This window comes from Chitinophaga horti (assembly GCF_022867795.2).
In the GTDB taxonomy this organism is placed as follows: Bacteria; Bacteroidota; Bacteroidia; order Chitinophagales; family Chitinophagaceae; genus Chitinophaga; species Chitinophaga horti.
The window spans coordinates 3197932-3217023 of record NZ_CP107006.1; the positions used below are offsets into that span (position 1 = coordinate 3197932).

12 protein-coding genes are annotated in these 19092 nt (G+C 50.4%); 6 read left to right on the forward strand and 6 right to left on the reverse strand.

From position 1 onward, the window contains the following. The first annotated feature begins 147 nt into the window (after positions 1 to 147). Together MKQ68_RS12850 and MKQ68_RS12855 are read left to right on the forward strand one after the other, a co-directional pair. Positions 148 to 2661 carry a phosphocholine-specific phospholipase C gene (locus MKQ68_RS12850; RefSeq protein WP_264279477.1) on the forward strand — a complete coding sequence of 838 codons (2514 nt, stop codon included), beginning with the start codon at positions 148 to 150 and terminating at the stop codon, positions 2659 to 2661. 283 nt (positions 2662 to 2944) lie between these two features. Continuing rightward, positions 2945 to 3670: a lipopolysaccharide kinase InaA family protein gene (locus MKQ68_RS12855; RefSeq protein WP_264279478.1), complete on the forward strand. Its 726-nt coding sequence runs from the start codon at positions 2945 to 2947 to the stop codon at positions 3668 to 3670. A gap of 412 nt (positions 3671 to 4082) precedes the next feature. Here the strand turns inward: MKQ68_RS12855 and MKQ68_RS12860 are convergent, their stop codons facing one another. Next, entirely contained in the window at positions 4083 to 4796 is a 714-nt protein-coding gene (locus MKQ68_RS12860; protein WP_264279479.1) for a TVP38/TMEM64 family protein, read from the reverse strand. Between the two features lie 87 nt (positions 4797 to 4883). Between MKQ68_RS12860 and MKQ68_RS12865 the strand changes: the two genes are divergently transcribed. Further along, positions 4884 to 6650, forward strand: a complete 1767-nt coding sequence (locus MKQ68_RS12865; RefSeq protein WP_264279480.1) for an ABC transporter ATP-binding protein — start codon at positions 4884 to 4886, stop codon at positions 6648 to 6650. 206 nt (positions 6651 to 6856) lie between these two features. On the opposite strand, the gene MKQ68_RS12870 is transcribed toward MKQ68_RS12865, so the two are convergent. Further along, positions 6857 to 8059: an ROK family protein gene (locus MKQ68_RS12870; RefSeq protein ID WP_264279481.1), complete on the reverse strand. Its 1203-nt coding sequence runs from the start codon at positions 8057 to 8059 to the stop codon at positions 6857 to 6859. Between the two features lie 257 nt (positions 8060 to 8316). Then, positions 8317 to 8772, reverse strand: a complete 456-nt coding sequence (locus MKQ68_RS12875; RefSeq protein WP_264279482.1) for a hypothetical protein — start codon at positions 8770 to 8772, stop codon at positions 8317 to 8319. Positions 8773 to 8859: 87 nt separating this feature from the next. Between MKQ68_RS12875 and MKQ68_RS12880 the strand changes: the two genes are divergently transcribed. Continuing rightward, positions 8860 to 9132: a hypothetical protein gene (locus tag MKQ68_RS12880; protein ID WP_264279483.1), complete on the forward strand. Its 273-nt coding sequence runs from the start codon at positions 8860 to 8862 to the stop codon at positions 9130 to 9132. Between the two features lie 57 nt (positions 9133 to 9189). Here the strand turns inward: MKQ68_RS12880 and MKQ68_RS12885 are convergent, their stop codons facing one another. The 3 genes from MKQ68_RS12885 to MKQ68_RS12895 all read right to left on the reverse strand — a co-directional run bounded on the left by MKQ68_RS12885 (position 9190) and on the right by MKQ68_RS12895 (position 13887). Next, positions 9190 to 11676: a T9SS type A sorting domain-containing protein gene (locus MKQ68_RS12885; protein ID WP_264279484.1), complete on the reverse strand. Its 2487-nt coding sequence runs from the start codon at positions 11674 to 11676 to the stop codon at positions 9190 to 9192. A gap of 201 nt (positions 11677 to 11877) precedes the next feature. Beyond that, positions 11878 to 12981, reverse strand: coding sequence for an epoxide hydrolase family protein (locus MKQ68_RS12890; RefSeq protein WP_264279485.1), 1104 nt, complete (start codon positions 12979 to 12981; stop codon positions 11878 to 11880). A gap of 69 nt (positions 12982 to 13050) precedes the next feature. Continuing rightward, positions 13051 to 13887: a YwqG family protein gene (locus MKQ68_RS12895; RefSeq protein WP_264279486.1), complete on the reverse strand. Its 837-nt coding sequence runs from the start codon at positions 13885 to 13887 to the stop codon at positions 13051 to 13053. Positions 13888 to 13974: 87 nt separating this feature from the next. Between MKQ68_RS12895 and uvrA the strand changes: the two genes are divergently transcribed. Beyond that, positions 13975 to 16485 (forward strand): excinuclease ABC subunit UvrA, encoded by a 2511-nt coding sequence (gene uvrA / locus MKQ68_RS12900; protein ID WP_264279487.1) that lies wholly within the window; start codon positions 13975 to 13977, stop codon positions 16483 to 16485. 122 nt (positions 16486 to 16607) lie between these two features. Further along, positions 16608 to 18974 carry a TlpA family protein disulfide reductase gene (locus MKQ68_RS12905; RefSeq protein WP_264279488.1) on the forward strand — a complete coding sequence of 789 codons (2367 nt, stop codon included), beginning with the start codon at positions 16608 to 16610 and terminating at the stop codon, positions 18972 to 18974. Positions 18975 to 19092: the final 118 nt, after the last annotated feature.

Consider the following 19092-nt stretch of genomic DNA (forward strand, 5'->3'; position numbering starts at 1 on the left):
AGGCTATATTATCTTATCGTCAAGCCCGCCCCAAATCCACCGCTGATTCCTCTATCCGACCGCCCATCAAAACGCCCACTTCACCCTATTCCTTCAGCACAGCCAAAACATTACCTTGGACGCATCAATCCAAGAAAAACACGTCATATGTCTGATTCCAGAAGGGAATTTTTGAAGAAATCCATGCTATTATCCGGCGCGACCGGACTTTCCACCATCCTCCCTGCATCTATACAGCGGGCGCTGGCCATTGATCCGGCGCCAGGCAGTACGTTTCTTGATGCGGAACATATTGTGATCCTCATGCAGGAGAACCGCTCGTTTGACCACTGCTTCGGCGCCTTACAAGGGGTGCGCGGGTTTAATGATCCACGGGCGATAAGTTTGCCGGACAAAAAACCGGTATGGCTGCAGACGAACGAAAAGGGTGAAACGTATGCACCTTTCCGGCTCGATATGAAGGACACGAAGATTACCTGGATGGGCTCTTTACCGCACTCGCGGGCCAGCCAGGTGGATGCTTACAACGAGGGTAAGTACGATAACTGGCTCATCGCCAAACGACCTGGCAATAAACAGTACGCGGGCATGCCACTTACACTGGGTTATTATACGCGTGAAGATCTTCCCTTCAACTACGCCATGGCAGATGCGTTTACGGTTTGCGACCAGAACTTCTGTTCGGCTATGACGAGTACTACACCGAACCGTTCGTTCTTCTGGACGGGCAAGATCACGCATCAGTGGGACGGCATCGAAAAAGCACACATCCGCAACGATGACTTCAGCTTTGCGAAGCTGGACTGGGGAACGTTCCCGGAGCAACTGGAGAAGAATAATGTGAAATGGAAGTTTTATCAGAATGAGCTTAGTTGCGGCGGCGGATGGAAGGGTGAAGAGAAATCATGGCTGGCAAACTTTGGCTGTAACCTGCTGGAGTTCTTTGCCCCTTACAATGTGAAGTTTAGTGAACGATATATTACAGGATTACAAAAGCTGGTAGATACGCTGCCCGACGAGATCAATAAACTGCAGGAGGAAAGTCCTTCTTCTGAAGAAACGGCCAATAAAAACAAAGCGGCGATCGCGAAGAAACAAGCAGCGCTGGACAATGCACGGGCAGAACTGGCGAAATGGAATAAAGAGGCTTTTGACAAACTAACGCCGGAGCAGAAAAAGCTGTACGAGAACGCCTTCGTGGTAAATGCAGGTGATCCCGGGTACCGGTCTGTGACTAAACTGCAATACAAGGATGGCAATAAAGAGCGCGAGGTCACAGTGCCTTCGGGCGATGTGCTGCACCAGTTCCGGAAGGATGTGAACGAAGGTAAACTGCCAACAGTATCGTGGCTGGCGAGTCCGCAGAACTTTTCGGACCACCCGAGTGCCCCCTGGTACGGTGCCTGGTATGTGTCGGAGGTGCTGGACATTCTCACGAAAAATCCCGAGGTGTGGAAGAAAACAATCTTCATTGTTACTTATGACGAGAACGATGGCTACTACGATCACGTACCGCCGTTTTCTATCCCGGATAACAACAAACCCGGCACCGGTAAGGTGTCTACAGGAATTGATACAGAGGTCGAACACGTGCGCCTGGCAAACGAGCTGAAACAGGGCGTTCCGGAAATGCAGGCGCGCGAAGCGCCGATCGGACTGGGCTTCCGGGTACCGATGATCATTGCATCACCGTGGAGCCGTGGTGGCAAGGTGTGTTCGCAGGTATTTGAGCACACGTCTACTTTACAGTTCCTGGAAACATTTATTAATAAGAAATACAATAAAAACATCCGCCACGAAAACATAAGCCGGTGGAGAAGGGCGATCAGCGGCGATCTTACTTCGGTATTCAGTCCTTTTGATGGCAGCAGTCCAAAGCCACTGCCTTTCCTCAACCGGGATAAATTTGTACAGGATATTTTTAACGCGAAGTTCAAAAGCGAACCGACGGGCTTTGCGGAGCTCACACCTTCCGAGATAGCTGCTGCGATTAAGTCACCGTCAAATATTGCTGCCCGCCAGGAGAAGGGCGTAAGACCTGCGGCAGCGCTGCCGTACGAATTGTATGCGGACGGACAATGGGATGCTGCGCAACAACGATTCGTGATCAATATGGCAGCGGGGAAACAGCTGTTCGGAGAACGATCTGCAGGCTCACCGTTTACCGTGTATTGTCCTGGGGCATTCACAGATGAAGACGGTCGCACGGATACGTGCCGGAACTGGCAGTTTGCGGTGGAGAAAGGTGACAAATTGAACTACAGCTGGCCGGTAAAGGGCTTCAGTAATGAGATATACGAACTTCGCCTGCACGGCCCTAACGGCTTCTTCCGCGAGTTTAAAGGAAGTGCGAAAGACCCGCAGCTGGATATACGGTGCGCTTATCCATCCGATGTAAAAAAGCAGGCCGGGCTAAGTCTCAACATGAATGCTGCCGAGGCGCTGACGATCGTGATCAAAGACAATGCGTACGGACAAAAGGACATTTCGCGCAGCCTCGTGAAAGGAGCTGCCGAAACGCTCATCTTACCGCTGACGAAAAGTTCGGGCTGGTATGACTTCACGATCAAAATAAAAGGCATAAAAGATTTCGAACAACGGTTCGCCGGTCGTGTGGAAACGGGTACAGACAGTATCACCGATCCGCAGATGGCAGGATAATTTTACCTGGGGGGAGCGTATGAAGCGCTCCTCTCCCTTTTTACGATACCCCGAAATGTTTGTTGATCTTATCGATACCGGCCCGTGGTGAAGGAGATAAATTTGTCCGATTCAAAATTTCTTAAGAATTTTGCACACACATCTGCGAATTTAGCTAACCTGCAATTGAACTACACGAAACTGTTTTAACCTACTTCTGTCGTCATTATGTTACTTGCTGGCCTTTCTGGAAAGAGAGGCAAGAAGAAGATATTTTTTTACGCGTGGTAATTAGTTCAAGCTAATGAGTATACATATTGAAATGGCGCCTCAGTACGAATTTCTGAGAAGTTATATCGAGGCGATTCCTGAGAAGTTTAATTCCATGGGGATTGTGGTCCACAAGGCGCGTAACATCATTCGCCTCGACATGGCCAAAAATATAAAGCTGGTGATCAAATCTTACCAGCAGATTTACCTGTTTAACCAGTTCTGTTATGCTAACCTATTGCCTTCCAAAGCCAAGCGGGCCTTTCACTATGCAGAAAAACTGATCAACAAAGGATTTGTTACACCCGAGCCGGTCGCCTACATCGAGTGCATCAATAACGGTTTGATGAAAGAAAGTTATTTTGTGTGTACGTATACTGACTATCAGCCACTGAAGCAGGTTACAGACATGCCGATAGATGAAGCGCGCCAGTTACTGGATACCTTTGCCGCTTTTACCGCGCATCTGCATAAGAAAGATATTTATCATAAGGATTTTTCCGTAGGCAACATCCTTTACAAACAGGATGAAACTGGTTATCATTTTTCATTGGTGGATAACAACCGCATGCAGTTCCGCCACGGTTCGTTCGCCGACCGTATGAAAAACCTCCGTCGTCTTGACCTGCCACTGCCTATGCTGGCTTATTACTGTCAGCAGTACGCGAAGATCAATGGCGAAAATGAACTGGTAACGTTAACGACTATGTTAAATTACCGGAAAAAACGCATGCTGTCCGCTACCACAAAGGTCAGTTAAAACATTTCTTCCGCAAGCTGATCACTTTCCCTGAAACACCGTTAACACTGGAGCAAAAAAAAGCAGGATGAATATCCTGCTAATGAACGCGTCAATTAAATAGGGGGTAGTCCCCTGAATTACACCTAGTAAAAAAAACGGTAACGGATAAGGATATACGGACATACCTACACGTCAAAGCACCGGAATGCTGTTCATTCACCTAAAAAACTTATGGGAGAAATCTCACATGATGATTTTCTTCAAAAAACGGGTCGGTTACACACGATATACCAGGGGTAGAATTGAGCTTTTCTTCATATAAATGCTTCTCCATTTTAATGACAATCACATAACGACAAATATATCATACGGGGGCCATATCCTGTAAAATATTTATTCACAACTACTTAAGTTAGTAGCACTCCTAACGTTACTGCACACCCTGCTTTTTGAGCTGTTTATTTTTGATGAAGATGTAGACGATGAGCATAACCAGGGAAATGCCGGCAATCCAGAACAATGCCCGTTCTATGCGGCCATTGTTTCCGAAAATAGCCAGTAGAACAACCAGCGGTGTGATACCACCAAGTGTTGCGAGAATGAAACGTTTATATTGCATACGGAGGAAACCGGCGACGATGCCTAACGCGTCGTTGGAGATAGATGCGAGGCGTGTGATAACGATCGCGGGTACACCGTATAACTTCAGGTATTTCGAAATCGTTTCTTGCGTTTTCGGACTAATGAGTTTACGCACGACACCCGGCCCCAGGTAGCGACCTATCACATAACCGAATGACGAGGACGCCCACACGCCGACAATCGAAATGACCGATCCCCAAATTGGGCCATATGCGGTGATCGCGATGATCATTACCAATATGTTTGGGATCACGATCAAAAACATTTGTATCACCATGACCAATACCAGCACGATAGGGCCAGCAATACCAAACTCCCCTACCCAATCTTTTATAAGGTCCTTATCCTTACTCGTCAGCACCTCGAAGGCCTCATTCACCCAGTCCTTAAACCCGGGAATGAGGAAATAACAACCGGCTAATGCAGCCAGTACACCTATCGATATAAAAAAGGGCAGGTTACTTTGCCCGTTATGTTGTTCGTGAGCAGGGGCTTTAGTCATACCTTCACCATCACAATTAGTATACCATGAGGCTGGTGTTTCTTATTTTTACGATCTGACCGGCCCCAAACTTGCCGATGGAATCATATGAAAACGATCTGGAAGTATTTTAAAGAACAGCGTTGGCGCGTGGCGCTGGCCCTTTTGCTGGCCGGCATTGCGCAGTTATTAAGCCTGGTAGATCCCATCATTTTTGGTAAGATCATAGATGACTATGCGACTAAACCCGTTACCACGAATGAACAGGAACTGGTGCGGGGCGTCATGTACTGGCTGGGAATCGCTATCGGCATCGCCATCGTTGCGCGCATCGCACGTGCTTTCCAGGACTTCGTGACCCGGCAGGCGGTGCAGCTGTTCGGCATGCAGATATTCAACGACGGGCTGAAACAAACGCTGCGCCTGTCATTCCAGGAATTTGAAGAGCAACGCAGCGGGGAAACATTATCCATTCTGCAAAAAGTAAAAACAGATACCGAGCGGTTCATCAATGCCTTTATTAACGTGTTGTTTTCTTCTGTTGTGGGGATGGGTTTCCTCATCTGGTATTCGGTCACTAAAAACTGGATGCTGGTGCCGGTGTTTCTCGTGGGAATACTGGTACTCGGCTCGCTGACGGGACTTCTAAGCAAAAAGATCAAAACCGTGCAGCGAAGCATCAATAAAGAGACCTATAAAATGTCGGGGGTGATTACCGAATCGCTGCGAAACATAGAGCTGGTAAAAAGCCTCGGCCTTACCTTTCCGGAGATACGCCGCCTGAAAGTACAAACGCGTAATATTTACGACCTGGAGATGTTGAAAACCCGTCGGGTACGTACGCTCTCGTTCCTGCAGGGTACTACGTTAAACCTGCTGCGGCAATCCATCTTGTTCATCCTGCTTTGGCTGATATTCCGCCACGTGCTTACGACCGGTGAACTGATCGCCATGCAATTCATTTCTACCTCTATTTTCGGGCCTCTGCAGGACCTGGGAAACATCATCCTCAGCTACCGCGAAGTGGAAGCATCCGTTCACAACTTCGACCAGCTGATGCAAAAGCCGGTTGAACTACGTCCGGACGCGCCCATAGAGACCGGACCATTAAAAACGATTCATTTTGAAAATGTGATTTTCCGCCATAAAACAGCGCACATCAACGCCATAGACGGCGTAAGCTTTGGCGTGGAAACGGGACAAACGATTGCTTTCGTAGGTCCATCCGGCTCCGGTAAATCGACGCTGGTAAAACTGCTTGTAGGTTTGTACCGCCCTGTATCCGGAGAGATCCTGTTCAACGGCGTGTCCGCTACAGACATCCGTTACAATGAACTGCGCCGGCAGATCGGCTTCGTAACACAGGACACGCAGCTTTTTGCGGGAACCATCAAAGAAAACCTCTTGTTCGTAAAGGCCGACGCCACCGACCAGGAAATTCTCGATGCGCTGCACAAAGCCTCCTGCGACGGGCTGCTGGCCCGCTCTGCCAACGGCATCGATACGATATTGGGCGAAGGCGGGATGAAACTGTCTGGCGGAGAAAAACAACGTATATCCATCGCACGGGCGTTGCTCCGCAACCCGAGACTGCTCATTTTCGACGAGGCTACCTCCGCGCTCGACTCACTCACCGAAGACGATATTACGAACACCATTCGTGAGGTATCGGCCAGCCGGGAGCGTATCACAATTTTGATCGCCCATCGCTTGTCGACCATCATGCATGCCGACGTGATTTATGTGCTGGAAAAAGGGAAAATCTCTGAGACCGGGCATCACGATGCGTTGTTAGCGCAAAAGGGCTTATACTACGCCATGTGGCGGCAGCAGGTGGGCGAACGGCGGGAAACCCTGACTAAGCCTGCGAGATAAAAAAGGGGCCGCCTGTAACCAGGCAGCCCTTCACTGTTTTTCAAGCCGAAAATACAAAGCAGAAGAAAAAAATATGCACCTCATCGGCGTCTGCTGGTGCAAAGTTTTACTGAACAAAGATTAGATTGACGAAACGAGTCCCATTTTTTGCCGCTTTAATAGCGCGGCGTACTACATCCTATTAGTGCGTTGTGTTAAAAACATTGTTACAGATGCTGGCCCTTTCTCAGGAATTTTTTCTCATCAAAGTGCTCCATCACAAGTGCAGCGGCGCCGAGGCGTTCTGCTTCATATCCTAAGGGCGAGATAGTGATTTCGATATGCTCCGCGATCTTCGGAATGCAGTGCTCATTCAAAGCCTGCTGCACGGGCGCCAGCCAGAGCCTTCCGGCCAGGGCACCCCTCCCGCTCAACACGATCAATCCCGGGTTCAAAATATGTATTAAAATAGCGACGCCCCGCCCGATGTGATAAGCGGCCTGTGACACCAGTTCAACCGCATATTTATCGCCTTTTACGGCTGCGTCCATAATTTTTCTGAAAGTTTCTTCGAGGTTGTCCATCGACAGGTCCTTCATCTGCGTGGTGCGGCCTTCCCGTATACCTGTAATGGCTTTTTCAGCGATTACGGAAAGGGAGGTTTCTGTTTCCAGGCAGCCCATCTTTCCACAATTACAGATCTTATTGTTAGTGAAAAGCGGGATGTGACTGAACTCTCCGGCAAAACCACTCTCACCGCGAAACAGGCCGCCATCCAGGATCATCCCTAAACCAATGCCCCAGCCGATATTGATCACCATCGCATTGGGACGATTGCGCGCCGCGCCCAGTCTGAGTTCTGCCAGCGCGATCAGGCTGGAATCGTTATCGATCAGTACAGGAACGCCTGTAAGCATTTCCAGGTAGTCGGTAATGTTGCCATGACCGGCGTCGAGGAAGGAATAGTTGACGCCTTTAGTAACGTCTACGAAACCCGGCATACCAATGCCAATCCCTGCAATCCTTTCTTTTTCGATACCCGTTTCGCGGATGAAGTCTACCAGGTTTGTACCCAGCTGCTGCAGCGCGTCCGGACTGGCTGATAAATCCAGTGCAATTTCTTTTTGTTCGCCTACAAAACGGTTATACATGTCCAGCAGCCCGATGCGGGTTACGAACTGGTCCATCGCCACTGAAATGATATACATGATATCGGGCTTCAGGGAATACATTTGCGGCCTGCGACCACCGGTAGAACTGGCGTAACCAGATTCCACCACCTGCCCATTTTCCACGAGTTCATACAGCGCCTTGGAGGTATGCGGAAGACTTTTTTCAGTAAGCAGGCTTAAGTCCGCGCAGGACAGCTCCCTACTGAAATACAAATGCTTTATCAGCGACTTCTTGTATAATACTTGCCGGTCGGACAAAATTTATTCTGATTTTAATTGATTGGACGGATGGGATGAGTTGGCACCTTCATCCGGCATTCGCGGCGTCGCATTTTGTTAACACAACACGTTTAGCCGTTAACCGATGGCTAAAGTAGATAAACTTCTTTAAATTTTACAAGAAGTGTTCTTACAATTTTAATTAGTTGATGATAATTCTCTAAAAAAGAGGAGAAGATGGAGCTGATGTGGTAATTTATCATCAGGATGGTGAAAATAGTATGAGGCCAGTAATATTACTGGCCGTTTCGGGGTCCAACTTTGTCGAGCAACCGGATAGCGGCTGCGGCGGCAAGACTGCCTGCGAGGTACAATCCTACCGTTAATGCTTTGGTTTGAAGGCTACGGTTACTGTAGCCAGCGTTAAGACCAGTTTTGCGTGGTATGCAGATAGCCGCTGCTCCTGCTGCCACGCCCAGTACACCGGCGCGTATGAACAGGTTTTTCCTGTCGCCTGCTGCGGCGAGGCTGTAGTAAGCGGCGTTGCTCAGGATATCGCCAGCCAGCGTGTAGCTGTATAATTGCTTTTCGCTAAGCGGCGCTAAGTTAGTTTTTGACCATCCTTTTGCCAATACCTGCATACCTAACAGGTCCATGCGCGGTGCTTTCAAAGTGGTTCTTCGGGTTAATTCGTGTAATGCTGTAAGTACGCAGGCGCCTACAAGTCCGCCCGCCATCGCGGCTCCTTTCATAACAATAGTTTACGCAAGAGAAACAAATACCATTCCACCTGCCGCTGGCTTACTTCTTGATATGATACTATTAAAACCACATCTTTTATGATGACCAGGCAAATCACCATCAGGTTACATGGCGCATTGATTATGGCAGATCTGCAGATTGATAAAACAGAGGAAGGCGTCGTTTATAATATCAAATCGAGTCAACATTTCGCCGGCCAGTTACCGGACGGGTTCCAGATTAAGGTGAACGAGGAAAACAACGAGCCCGTGTATGACGAGCAGGCTTTGTCAGAAGAGGGCTTACATATTGTACAGCTCATCTGGAATGAGATCAAAACATTGCCGGCACAGTTTAAGGGTGGCGCTTAACGGATATGCAGCACGCTGTCCTGGCTGTAGCACCAGCCTTCTCACCGAAACATTCGTTTATTGTTTGATCACTACCGACACGCCCGTCACCTTACTCAGGGTAAAGTCATAAACTTTCAGATAATAAATGCCTTTAGGCAGTGTTGTAGGCGGACTCAATACGATATTCGCCTGGTAGTTGGCCACGGCGGTAAATTTCGCGTTGCCGCTGATGTCGTGCAGCGAAAGGCCGTACCGCTTCGCGGGATGCAGCCCCTGTAAGGTAAATTGCGTCGTAAACGGATTCGGATAGGCATGCAAGAGCTCCAGGCCACCTGGCAGTTTTAGATTACAGGTACCACCAACGTTGAAATAAGCGGTTGTGCTGATGGAATCCAGCGGATGCCTGAACCTCACGGTCACCGCATGCCTTCCTGCGGCGAGTGCAGCAGGCTCGATAAAGAAAATGCTGTCTGTGGATACGGGCACACCGTCGACCATCACACTCACGGCGGTACGCCATTTAACGGGTGGATAATTAGTGATGGCGATCCTGTCACTGGCAGTGGCGCTGCAATAATTGCTATCCAGTCCGGCGAGTTTGGGCTGCGCGTCCAATTCCGGATGCACAATCAGCGTAATAGCCGCCTGCTGCCCGTATTCAATACCGTTCGATCCCGCCCAGCGAATAGTATCCGCGCCAATCACATTTTGATAAGGCACGTAGCGCAGTCCTTCGAGATCGGCGCGGGTAAGCTCCTGGCCGGTGATGCCCACCTGCGCACCGCTCCTGTTGCGCAACACGCCCCAGGTCGGCAGCCGGGTGATCTTGATCTTCATCAACTGCCCTGATCCGTACTCAGGTCCTTCGAAATGACTGGTAAAATCCTTCACGCCGAATACGGCGGATGCATTCATGAGTAGCGGCTTCGTAAAGGGCAACGCATCTTTCTCATACAAACTGTCGAGCATCAACCGGTATAATTCATTCTGATAAGATGCATACCATTTATCGCCTTCCGGGTATACGTCCAACTGCCGCCGGCCCAGCAGCCGCGCACTATCACCATTTGCCGGAAAGTACAGCAGCTCGGGCTGCGTGGTGAAATTATTACTATAGATAATGGCATCACCACGTTTGTTGATGCCTTGTATGTTCGCCAAAATTGATGAGCCATATTTATAAAAGCGATGTGTCGTATGCAACAGCTTTAACGAGTCGCCCGCCAGCTGCCTGTACACATAAGTATACGAGTCATACCCCGAAACATGTTTGGCGAGCATTAAATGGCCGTTGTTCAAACCGATTCGCCCTTCATCATAGTCTTCAAGATTATCATCGCGCAACTGCAGGTACACTTTACCAACCGCTCCATCATAATAACCAGCGCCAGATTCGCCGTACGGCGACACCTGGTTGTATGCTGCGTACTGACCATCAACGTTCACATAGGTAAAGTAAGCATTCGGCTTATCTTCGAACAGCATCACCGTTTTTGCACCCTGACTGTAACGATAGATGGCCGGACCAATAATGTAAGCGACGTTCCCTGCGGAATCTACATCTGCATGCTTCACGCCTTTATCGATGAACACCGTCGTCTGCGTAGCCTGGTTGCGCAGGAACAGGGAGTCGCCTATGTAACTGGTCCAGACGATGTAATGACCTGCCGCGTTGGCAGTCCAGGCCTGCTCCTGGAGGAGCTTTACGGTGCCGCTCGTCCACTCGTACACGTTGTAGTAAAGGCCGTAGTTGCCCGTAAAGAAAGCACCCAGTGGGGTAATCCAGGCGGAGCGGCGCGTATAATGCAGGGGCGAAAGATAAATACTGTCCGTGACCTTCGTACTTTGACCGGTACCTAGGTCATATATAAAAGTTCCTGCCTGGTAATTGTACGTCAGGGCCTTGCTATTTGCATAATCCAGTATCTTGTAACCCGACGGCGATGTAAATACAGGCTGCGTCACCGGGTCGACGTTATAATAAAAATCCACATCGACCGAGCTGGTGTTACCAGTAGTATCATAGGCTATTATCCTTAACGGCGCCGCCTCTGCCGACACGTCGATCAAGGTATCTATATCGTTACCGGTAAACCGGTATTGGCGGGATGCGAAGTTGAGTTCCATCGCTGCAACCTGTCCCCCATTATCCACTGCGCTGGCCTTGAAGCGCAGTAATGGCCGGCCGATATCGTCCGCTGTGGGCGATTCGACGGTGATCACGGGCGGGGTGTCGCGAACGATGTTGATGATGGTATCTTTCTGATGCTGCTGGTTGTCGGTGGCGATAATGTGCAGTTGCAACGGGCCGGGAGGAAGTGTATCAAAATTAAACTGGCCGAAGAAGTAAGGCAGCTGTGTAATATTCATCGTTGCAGTACGGGTGTTCACGCTCGCTTTTACGCTCACGATCGCACCAGCGGAGGAAGCTGCGTAACCTTCTATCAATAACTGGTTGCCCACACGCTGGCCAGGCTTAGGTACCAGCATCGAGACACGTACCTGCGCGAATACGGGTTGCATGCCCCATAAGAGCAGCATTAAAACGTAGAATTGTTTCATAGCAAGAAAGGTTAATCATGATCGGGAAAGTCTTAAGCGGTTGAAGGGGTAAAAAGGGCGGGGAAAACGACTGTAAATAGTAAAACAAAAGTCGGCGAACAGGGGGAGATAACAAATACTTAAATGAGTAGAATAGACAAAAAACCGCCGAAGTGAGTGACACAACGGCGGTTGAAAAATGTACTACAGCTGGTACAATAACTACAACCTGAAATTAACGTAATCATCGAAGAAATCACGCGCCTCCCTCACCCACAGTTCCGGCTCCTCCAACGGCGCAAAGTGACCGCCCCTGGGCACTACTGTGAAACGCTGCACGTTCGCAAAACGCTCCGCGTACTCCCGCGGTGGCTGCGAATCGGCGGGGAACAAAGCGACGGCTGTGGGCACAGTCACTTTGCGGAACGTGGTAGCAGCACGACTGCGCACCTGGTAGGAGCGAATGGAGGTGTTGATGGTCTGCGTGATCCAGTAGATCATAATATTGGTGAGCAGCTCGTTCTTCGTAAAACTATTGTCCAGGTTGCCGCGACAGTCGCTCCAGGTGTAAAATTTTTCGATTATCCACGATGCCAGCCCTACAGGCGAATCGTTAAGGGCATAGCCGAGGGTTTGCGGTTTGGTGGAATGCGCCATCGCATACGCCCCCTCTTTCATTAGCCAGTCCTGGGTTTCACGGATGTATTGCTCTTCTGCCGGTGTTTTGTTTTCCAACTGCTCGTTCTGTGAAATATACCCGAGGTCGGTGAGAAAAATGGCTTTTACGCTATTAGGATACAAGTTCGCCATGGCTTTGGTAATGGTAGCCCCGAAGTCGCCACCAGCCGCGAAGAAGGCCTGGTAACCGAGTGCGCCCATCAGTTTTACCCAGATGTCGGCGGTTTCCTCATTATTCAGGGCGACTTTGTCCGAAAAGCCGAAGCCGGGCAGCGACGGCACGACTACATCGAAACCTGCCTCCACGAGCAGCGGGATCACTTTATAATAGCGATAGAAGCTGTCCGGCCAGCCATGGCTGAGAATTACAGGTTTATTGCCGCTGGCCTTTATATGCAGGAAGTGTATTTTAACGCCTTCGATGTCTGCAATAAATTGTGGAAATGTATTAAGAATGGCCTCGTGCGCACGCCAGTCATAGCTTTCCAGCCAGTATTCGGCCAGTTCGCGTAAGTATTGTGGGTTTGTGCCATAATTCCAGCCGGCGGCGCGTGGCTCGTCGGTCCAGCGGGTGTATTTGAGGCGGTACGTTAAGTCGTCGATGTCCGATTGGGGAACGTCTATCCGAAAAGGCGTTATCTGGTACATGGTTATTTTTTTGGGTTGAAAGATGAGTTGCTCTTTCAACACAAAATGTATGCTAGCCACATTTTGAGGCTACCAGGCGTCCCAGTGATAAACCACTCTCGAAAAGTCGCGCGCCGCCAGGTCGTCCGGATGAATAAAGAACTGCCGCACGCCATCGTCGGGCGTTGCGCCTTCCTGCGGCACCATCTGGAAAAGCGGCACATATCCTTTCATCGCGGGCTCCCATGCACGGGGATCTTCATCAATAAAACTCGCATATCCGCCCATTTTATGCCCCTGTTTAAAAAACTGTTCGTGGATAAATTCCAGCAACTGTTCTTTCTGCGGCAGGTATTGATTACAAAATTCATCTGCATCGAACGCGCCGCCGGGGGTGTGGTGATCGCCTATGCCCATGTAGTCGTCCTGTCGCACAAAAGTTAGTACCTGCGGCGCGATAACGGGTCTCAACTCATCCTGCATCAGGTCGTGCAGGAAGCTGAAGTCCTGCAAAGGTTCCCGCACCTGCTCCGGTGTGAAATAAATGATTTTCACGGTAGCCGGTGGCGGTACATCATCATAATCGATCAGCAGGGTGTCGGGCGATACATAAAATTGCAGCAGCCCATCAGCGGGGTAACCGGGCAAGAGCGGCATTTGTGCGAAGTTGAACTGGGCCAGCGGAAACAGGTATTCTCCCTGAGCATCGGTTGGATATGCGTAGTCTTTCGGGATACAGGGATATCCACCAAACTTACCTGCGTCCAAAGCTGTTTTGCCCGCCTGCGCGGTAATTTGCAGGTAAGGCCGGCAGGTGGCGGCGATTTGCGGCCATTGTTCGGCCAGTTGAACAGGTACGGAAAGGTCGCCGGCCACGGTAGCCATATCAAGTGGGGCGGGCGCCTGTTTCCTGCGGGATTGCCACATAGGATTAAGGTTTGTTGTACAAATTAGACAAAATCTGCCATTTCTTCCACCCCTTCGCCCGGGGCATAATCTTTGCGGGCGCACGACATGCAACAACCACAAAAGTCTGGCTTCGTGCGGGTGAAAGGCGCTCGGGAACATAACCTGAAGAATGTAGACCTGGAAATACCGAGAGATGCACTGGTCGTATTTACGGGCGTTTCCGGCTCGGGCAAATCGTCGCTCGCATTTGGCACTTTATACGCAGAAGCGCAGCGCCGTTACCTCGAATCTGTTTCACCCTACGCCCGCCGCCTGTTTCACCAGATGGCCGTGCCGGAAGTAGACGAAATCGAGGGATTGCCACCCGCCGTAGCGCTCCAGCAGCAACGCGGCGCGCCTACCACGCGCTCCTCCGTAGGCAGCGTTACTACACTTTCGAACTTGTTACGCATGCTGTACTCCCGTGCAGGCGATTACCCGAAAGGACAATCAATCATTTACGCCGAAGCCTTTTCGCCCAATACACCCGAAGGTGCCTGCCCGCAATGCCACGGCCTCGGGCGCATATACGACGTAACGGAAAAGAGTATGGTGCCCGACGATTCGCTCACCATCCGTGAAAGAGCTGTAGCCGCATGGCCTACAGCCTGGCATGGACAAAACCTCCGCGACATCCTTATCACGCTTGGCTACGACGTAGACCGGCCGTGGAAGGAGTTACCGAAGAAAGAACGTGACTGGATCCTGTTTACAGAAGATCAACCGGTGGTGCCGGTATATCCGGGCTATACGCATGAAGAGGTGAAGCGCGCCATCAAACGGAAAGAAGAGCCGAATTACATGGGCACGTTTACCAGTGCGCAACGCCACGTGATGCATACGTTCGCCAATACTCAAAGCCCGATGATGAAAAAGAGGGCGCAGCAATATATGCTGAGCAGCGACTGCCCGCAATGTCACGGCAAACGCCTGAAACGGGAATCGTTGTCGGTAAAGTTCGCGGGCTATGACATCGCGGAAATCGCCGCTATACCACTCGAACGACTCTACGAAATCGTGTTGCCTTTCGCGAAAGGTAATATCAAAAAGGATCCCGCGCATCCGGAAAAGGCGTTGGTAGCCCAGCGCATCAGCGAAGACCTGGCCGCCCGTATCGAAGTGCTGCTCAAACTCGGTCTCGGCTACCTCTCCCCCGAACGCAGTACGCCCACGCTATCGCCCGGCGAGCTGCAACGTTTACGCCTGGCAACGCAGGTACGCTCTAACCTTTTTGGTGTTGTGTACGTACTGGACGAACCCTCTGCCGGCTTACATCCCGCTGATACACGATCGCTACTGGAAGCGCTGGACGGACTCAAGGCCGCCGGCAACTCGCTGTTCGTGGTAGAACACGACCTCGACGTTGTACGCCACGCCGACTGGATCGTCGACGTAGGCCCGAATGCCGGTGAAAAAGGCGGTGAGGTGTTGTATAGCGGTGCCCCGGCCGGACTAGCCAAGGTAAAACATTCCATCACCCGCCAATACCTGTTCCGCGAACTGGCACACCAGTCGTCTGCAGGCCGCGACCCCAAAGGCTGGCTGCATCTCAAAGATGTAAGCCGCAACAACCTGCATCAACTGGAAGTGAAGTTCCCGTTAGGGGTGTTCACCGCCGTAACCGGCGTATCCGGCTCTGGCAAATCGAGCCTGGTGAGCCAGGTGCTGATCGAACTGGTGGCCACGCATTTGGGGCAAACGGTTACAGAAGAAGAACAGACGGAACTGATGGAAAAGCGGCCGGTAACGACAGGCGGCCATATCGTATCCGGTATGGAAACGATCAAGCGACTGGTACAGGTAGACCAGAAGCCGATTGGACGCACACCGCGCTCTAACCTGGCGACTTACACCGGGTTGTTCGACCATGTACGTAAACTTTTTGCAGATACGCCACTTGCCCGCCAGCGTAAATACGACGCCGGACGCTTTTCGTTCAATATCGCTAAAGGTCGGTGTAAACATTGTGAAGGCGAAGGTTTTGTGATGGTGGAACTGCTGTTCCTGCCCAGCGTGTACAGCCCCTGCCCGACCTGCGAAGGCAAACGGTATAATGATAAAACACTCGAAGTCAAATACAAAGGCAAAAACATTGCAGAAGTCCTGAACATGACGGTGGATGCGGCCCGTAGCTTCTTTGAAGAAGATGCATCCGTACACCGCTCACTGACTGTTTTGCATGAAGTTGGCCTCGGCTACCTGCGCCTGGGACAACCCGCCACGGAGCTTTCAGGCGGCGAGGCGCAGCGTATTAAACTGGCCACGGAACTGCAACGCGTGGGGCGTGGCAATACGTTATACATTCTGGATGAACCTACCACGGGTCTGCACCCTTCGGATACGGATAAGCTGATCATACAGTTAAACGGATTAGTAGAAGCCGGTAATACGGTGATCGTAGTGGAACACAATATGCGTGTGGTAGCGGGCAGCGACTGGGTGATCGATATTGGTCCGGGCGCTGGCGAAAAGGGCGGCAAGGTGGTTGCCCAGGGCCGGCCGGCAGAAGTGGCGAAACATACAAAAAGCAAAACGGCACCGCATTTACAGCAATTCTTGTCCGGAACTGATAAATAAATCTTCAGGGGCTGATCACTTTCCCTGGTCGGCCCCATCCCCTATTCTGCACCTTATATCCCTTTCTCATAAAAATGCAGAAAATTATTAATAGCTTTCGCCGAAGTTAATCCACCGCCAACATGATAAAGAGATATCTTCTGCTACTCGTATCCCTCGCAGGTTATTACACCGCTTCGTCACAGCACATTGTAACGAAAGCGGGCAGCGAAACATGGTACCGCATTACTAAAAAAGCCAACGTGGGCATGACTGAAGCCAGTTCCACCGACGTACGCATCAAAGTAAAAGCAGCTACCGACACCAGCCTGCTACTTAACTGCACAATCACCGATATCAGGGACACGCTTAATGGAAGCCCCTTTGGCACGGCCTCCCGGGAGGTAAACACTTATTCATCAAATTCTCTGCAGTCGCTTGCGTTGGTCAACCAATCGTTTGATTACACGTTCGTGCCTGGCAAGGTGCCTGATCAACCGGGCATTGCAGCTCTGTTCGCAAAAGCTGCCGACCGATGGTCGCTGAAAACCGACAACCGGCAGATGATGCAGAACAATGCCCGCACGAGCCTGCTGGATGTCAACATGATTTTCCCGAACGTTCCGAAACCACTGCGCGAGTTGCCACCCTCTTTTATCTCGGCGGATAGTTCCACTATTTACGAGGTGACCGAACGTACAGGCAAAACCACCACGTTGCAGGCAACCTCCAACCCTGCTACCGCAAGGCAGGGCCATACGTTTCGTAAACTGCTGACGTACGATAACAATACAGGCTTGTTACTTTCCGGCACGTTTCACCAGGATATCAAAGAAAATAAAGACTTCCCGCTTTTCATTACGACGAGTGTGCAACAAATCACCGCAAAAGAGGCACGCGCATCCTCCCTTAACCAGGACCTGGTAGACGCGGTAATAAAAGCGAGCTATTACAGCCAGGCTTTACGTCCCGGACCGGAGGTGGATTCTACCCTCCTCGAAAACTACATCGCACAATACGATCCGATTTTGAGCAACAATGATCAGTATAATGTAGGAAAACTAGGCTTGGTACAGGGTGCAAAAATGACAGACAAGTACCGCCGGTACGACCAACTGCTGCAAAAAGTTCCGAACAGCGCGCTCGCCAACAGCTATTCCCACTTGTTCAACAAAGCACAAGCCCTGAAGGAACTGGATGCAGACGGCACTTACGATGTACTGAAATACATGAGCAGGAATACCCGGACTTACAACGACTGGATCCAGAACTCTTTCGCCCAAAGCTTTCTGCCGATGCTGGACACGGCAGAGGCACAAAAATCATGGAAGGCCAATGGCGCGTCCGACGAAGAAGTGAGGGACCTTATGCATAAAGTTCGCAACAGCCGCGCTACCGCTACTAAGCTCATCGCCATGCTGGTGAACGATAAGGACACCGTACTTAGCCGCGAAGTACTGCCGCTTTACTTATGGTCACAAGTCAAAACGCAGGTAAACGATAAAGCCGCCCTGATGCAGACCGTCGCTAAACTCGAATCTGTCAGCGATGGCGGCGACCGTGGTAACCAGCATCGTTACGCGCTGTTAGTCTACCAGGAGCTGAAAAAAGCCGGCTATCATGCAGAAGCCACACAACTCCTCAATAACACTATCCAACGCCTGGAAAAGCGCGTGAAAGACAGCCTGGACATTACCCGCCACTTACAGCAAAACATGCTCGCTTATACCTATAAGATCAAAAGTGACGAGGCGACCGATCCTAACACATCATTGAATTACCTGGCGAAGGCGGCTTACTATTCTCCGAAAAACAATTCGGAAAAAGCGCATAATAGCTTCTACGACCGTGTATTCCTGAACTCCGAAGAAAGCTATCGCATTGCGTTTTCCGCCGCGTTGTTAAAACAAGGCAGCACGAACGAAGCGCTTAAAATATTGTCAGACCAGTTAACGGTGGATCCGGGTATGCTTACGGAACTGAAGCAATCGTTCGGACAATCCGCGCCGGACAAGGATTTCTACAGCTTCCTGCACGATGTGGTGATCAGGAACTGGAAAACAGTGCCAACGTTTGCTTTACAGAGCGCCGATGGCAACAGCACTTTTAAACTGGAAGACTATAAAGGTAAATGGCTGCTGATCGACTTCTGGGGCACCTGGTGCGCACCATGCCGGCAGGAATTACCGAAAGTCAACAAGTTTGCGCAAAGCGTAAAGAACAGTCCGGATATCGCATTTCTTTCGGTGGCCTGTCACGACCGTGCAGAAGCGGTGACAACCTTCATGGACCAGGAAAAGTACACCTTTGATGCAGCCATGTCGGACAACAAAATTGAAAAGAATTACGCAGTGAGTGGTTATCCATCCAAATTCCTGGTAAGTCCTTCGGGTCATATGCTCGAGATCCCTTTCGGGAAAGACTGGGAAGGGATAGTCGCCTTGTTCACCGCCGTAAAACCTAAAACAGCAACCGAAAAAGCCAGCCTTAAACAAACGAAATCTTTATAAAATCACTTCATTAATTGCAGGCATGCCGCTACGTATTATACGGGCGGCATGTTTATTTTAGCCCACTCATGTGTGAAATAGCCCTAAAAAGTCTATCTTTAAGAAGATACCGTTTCGT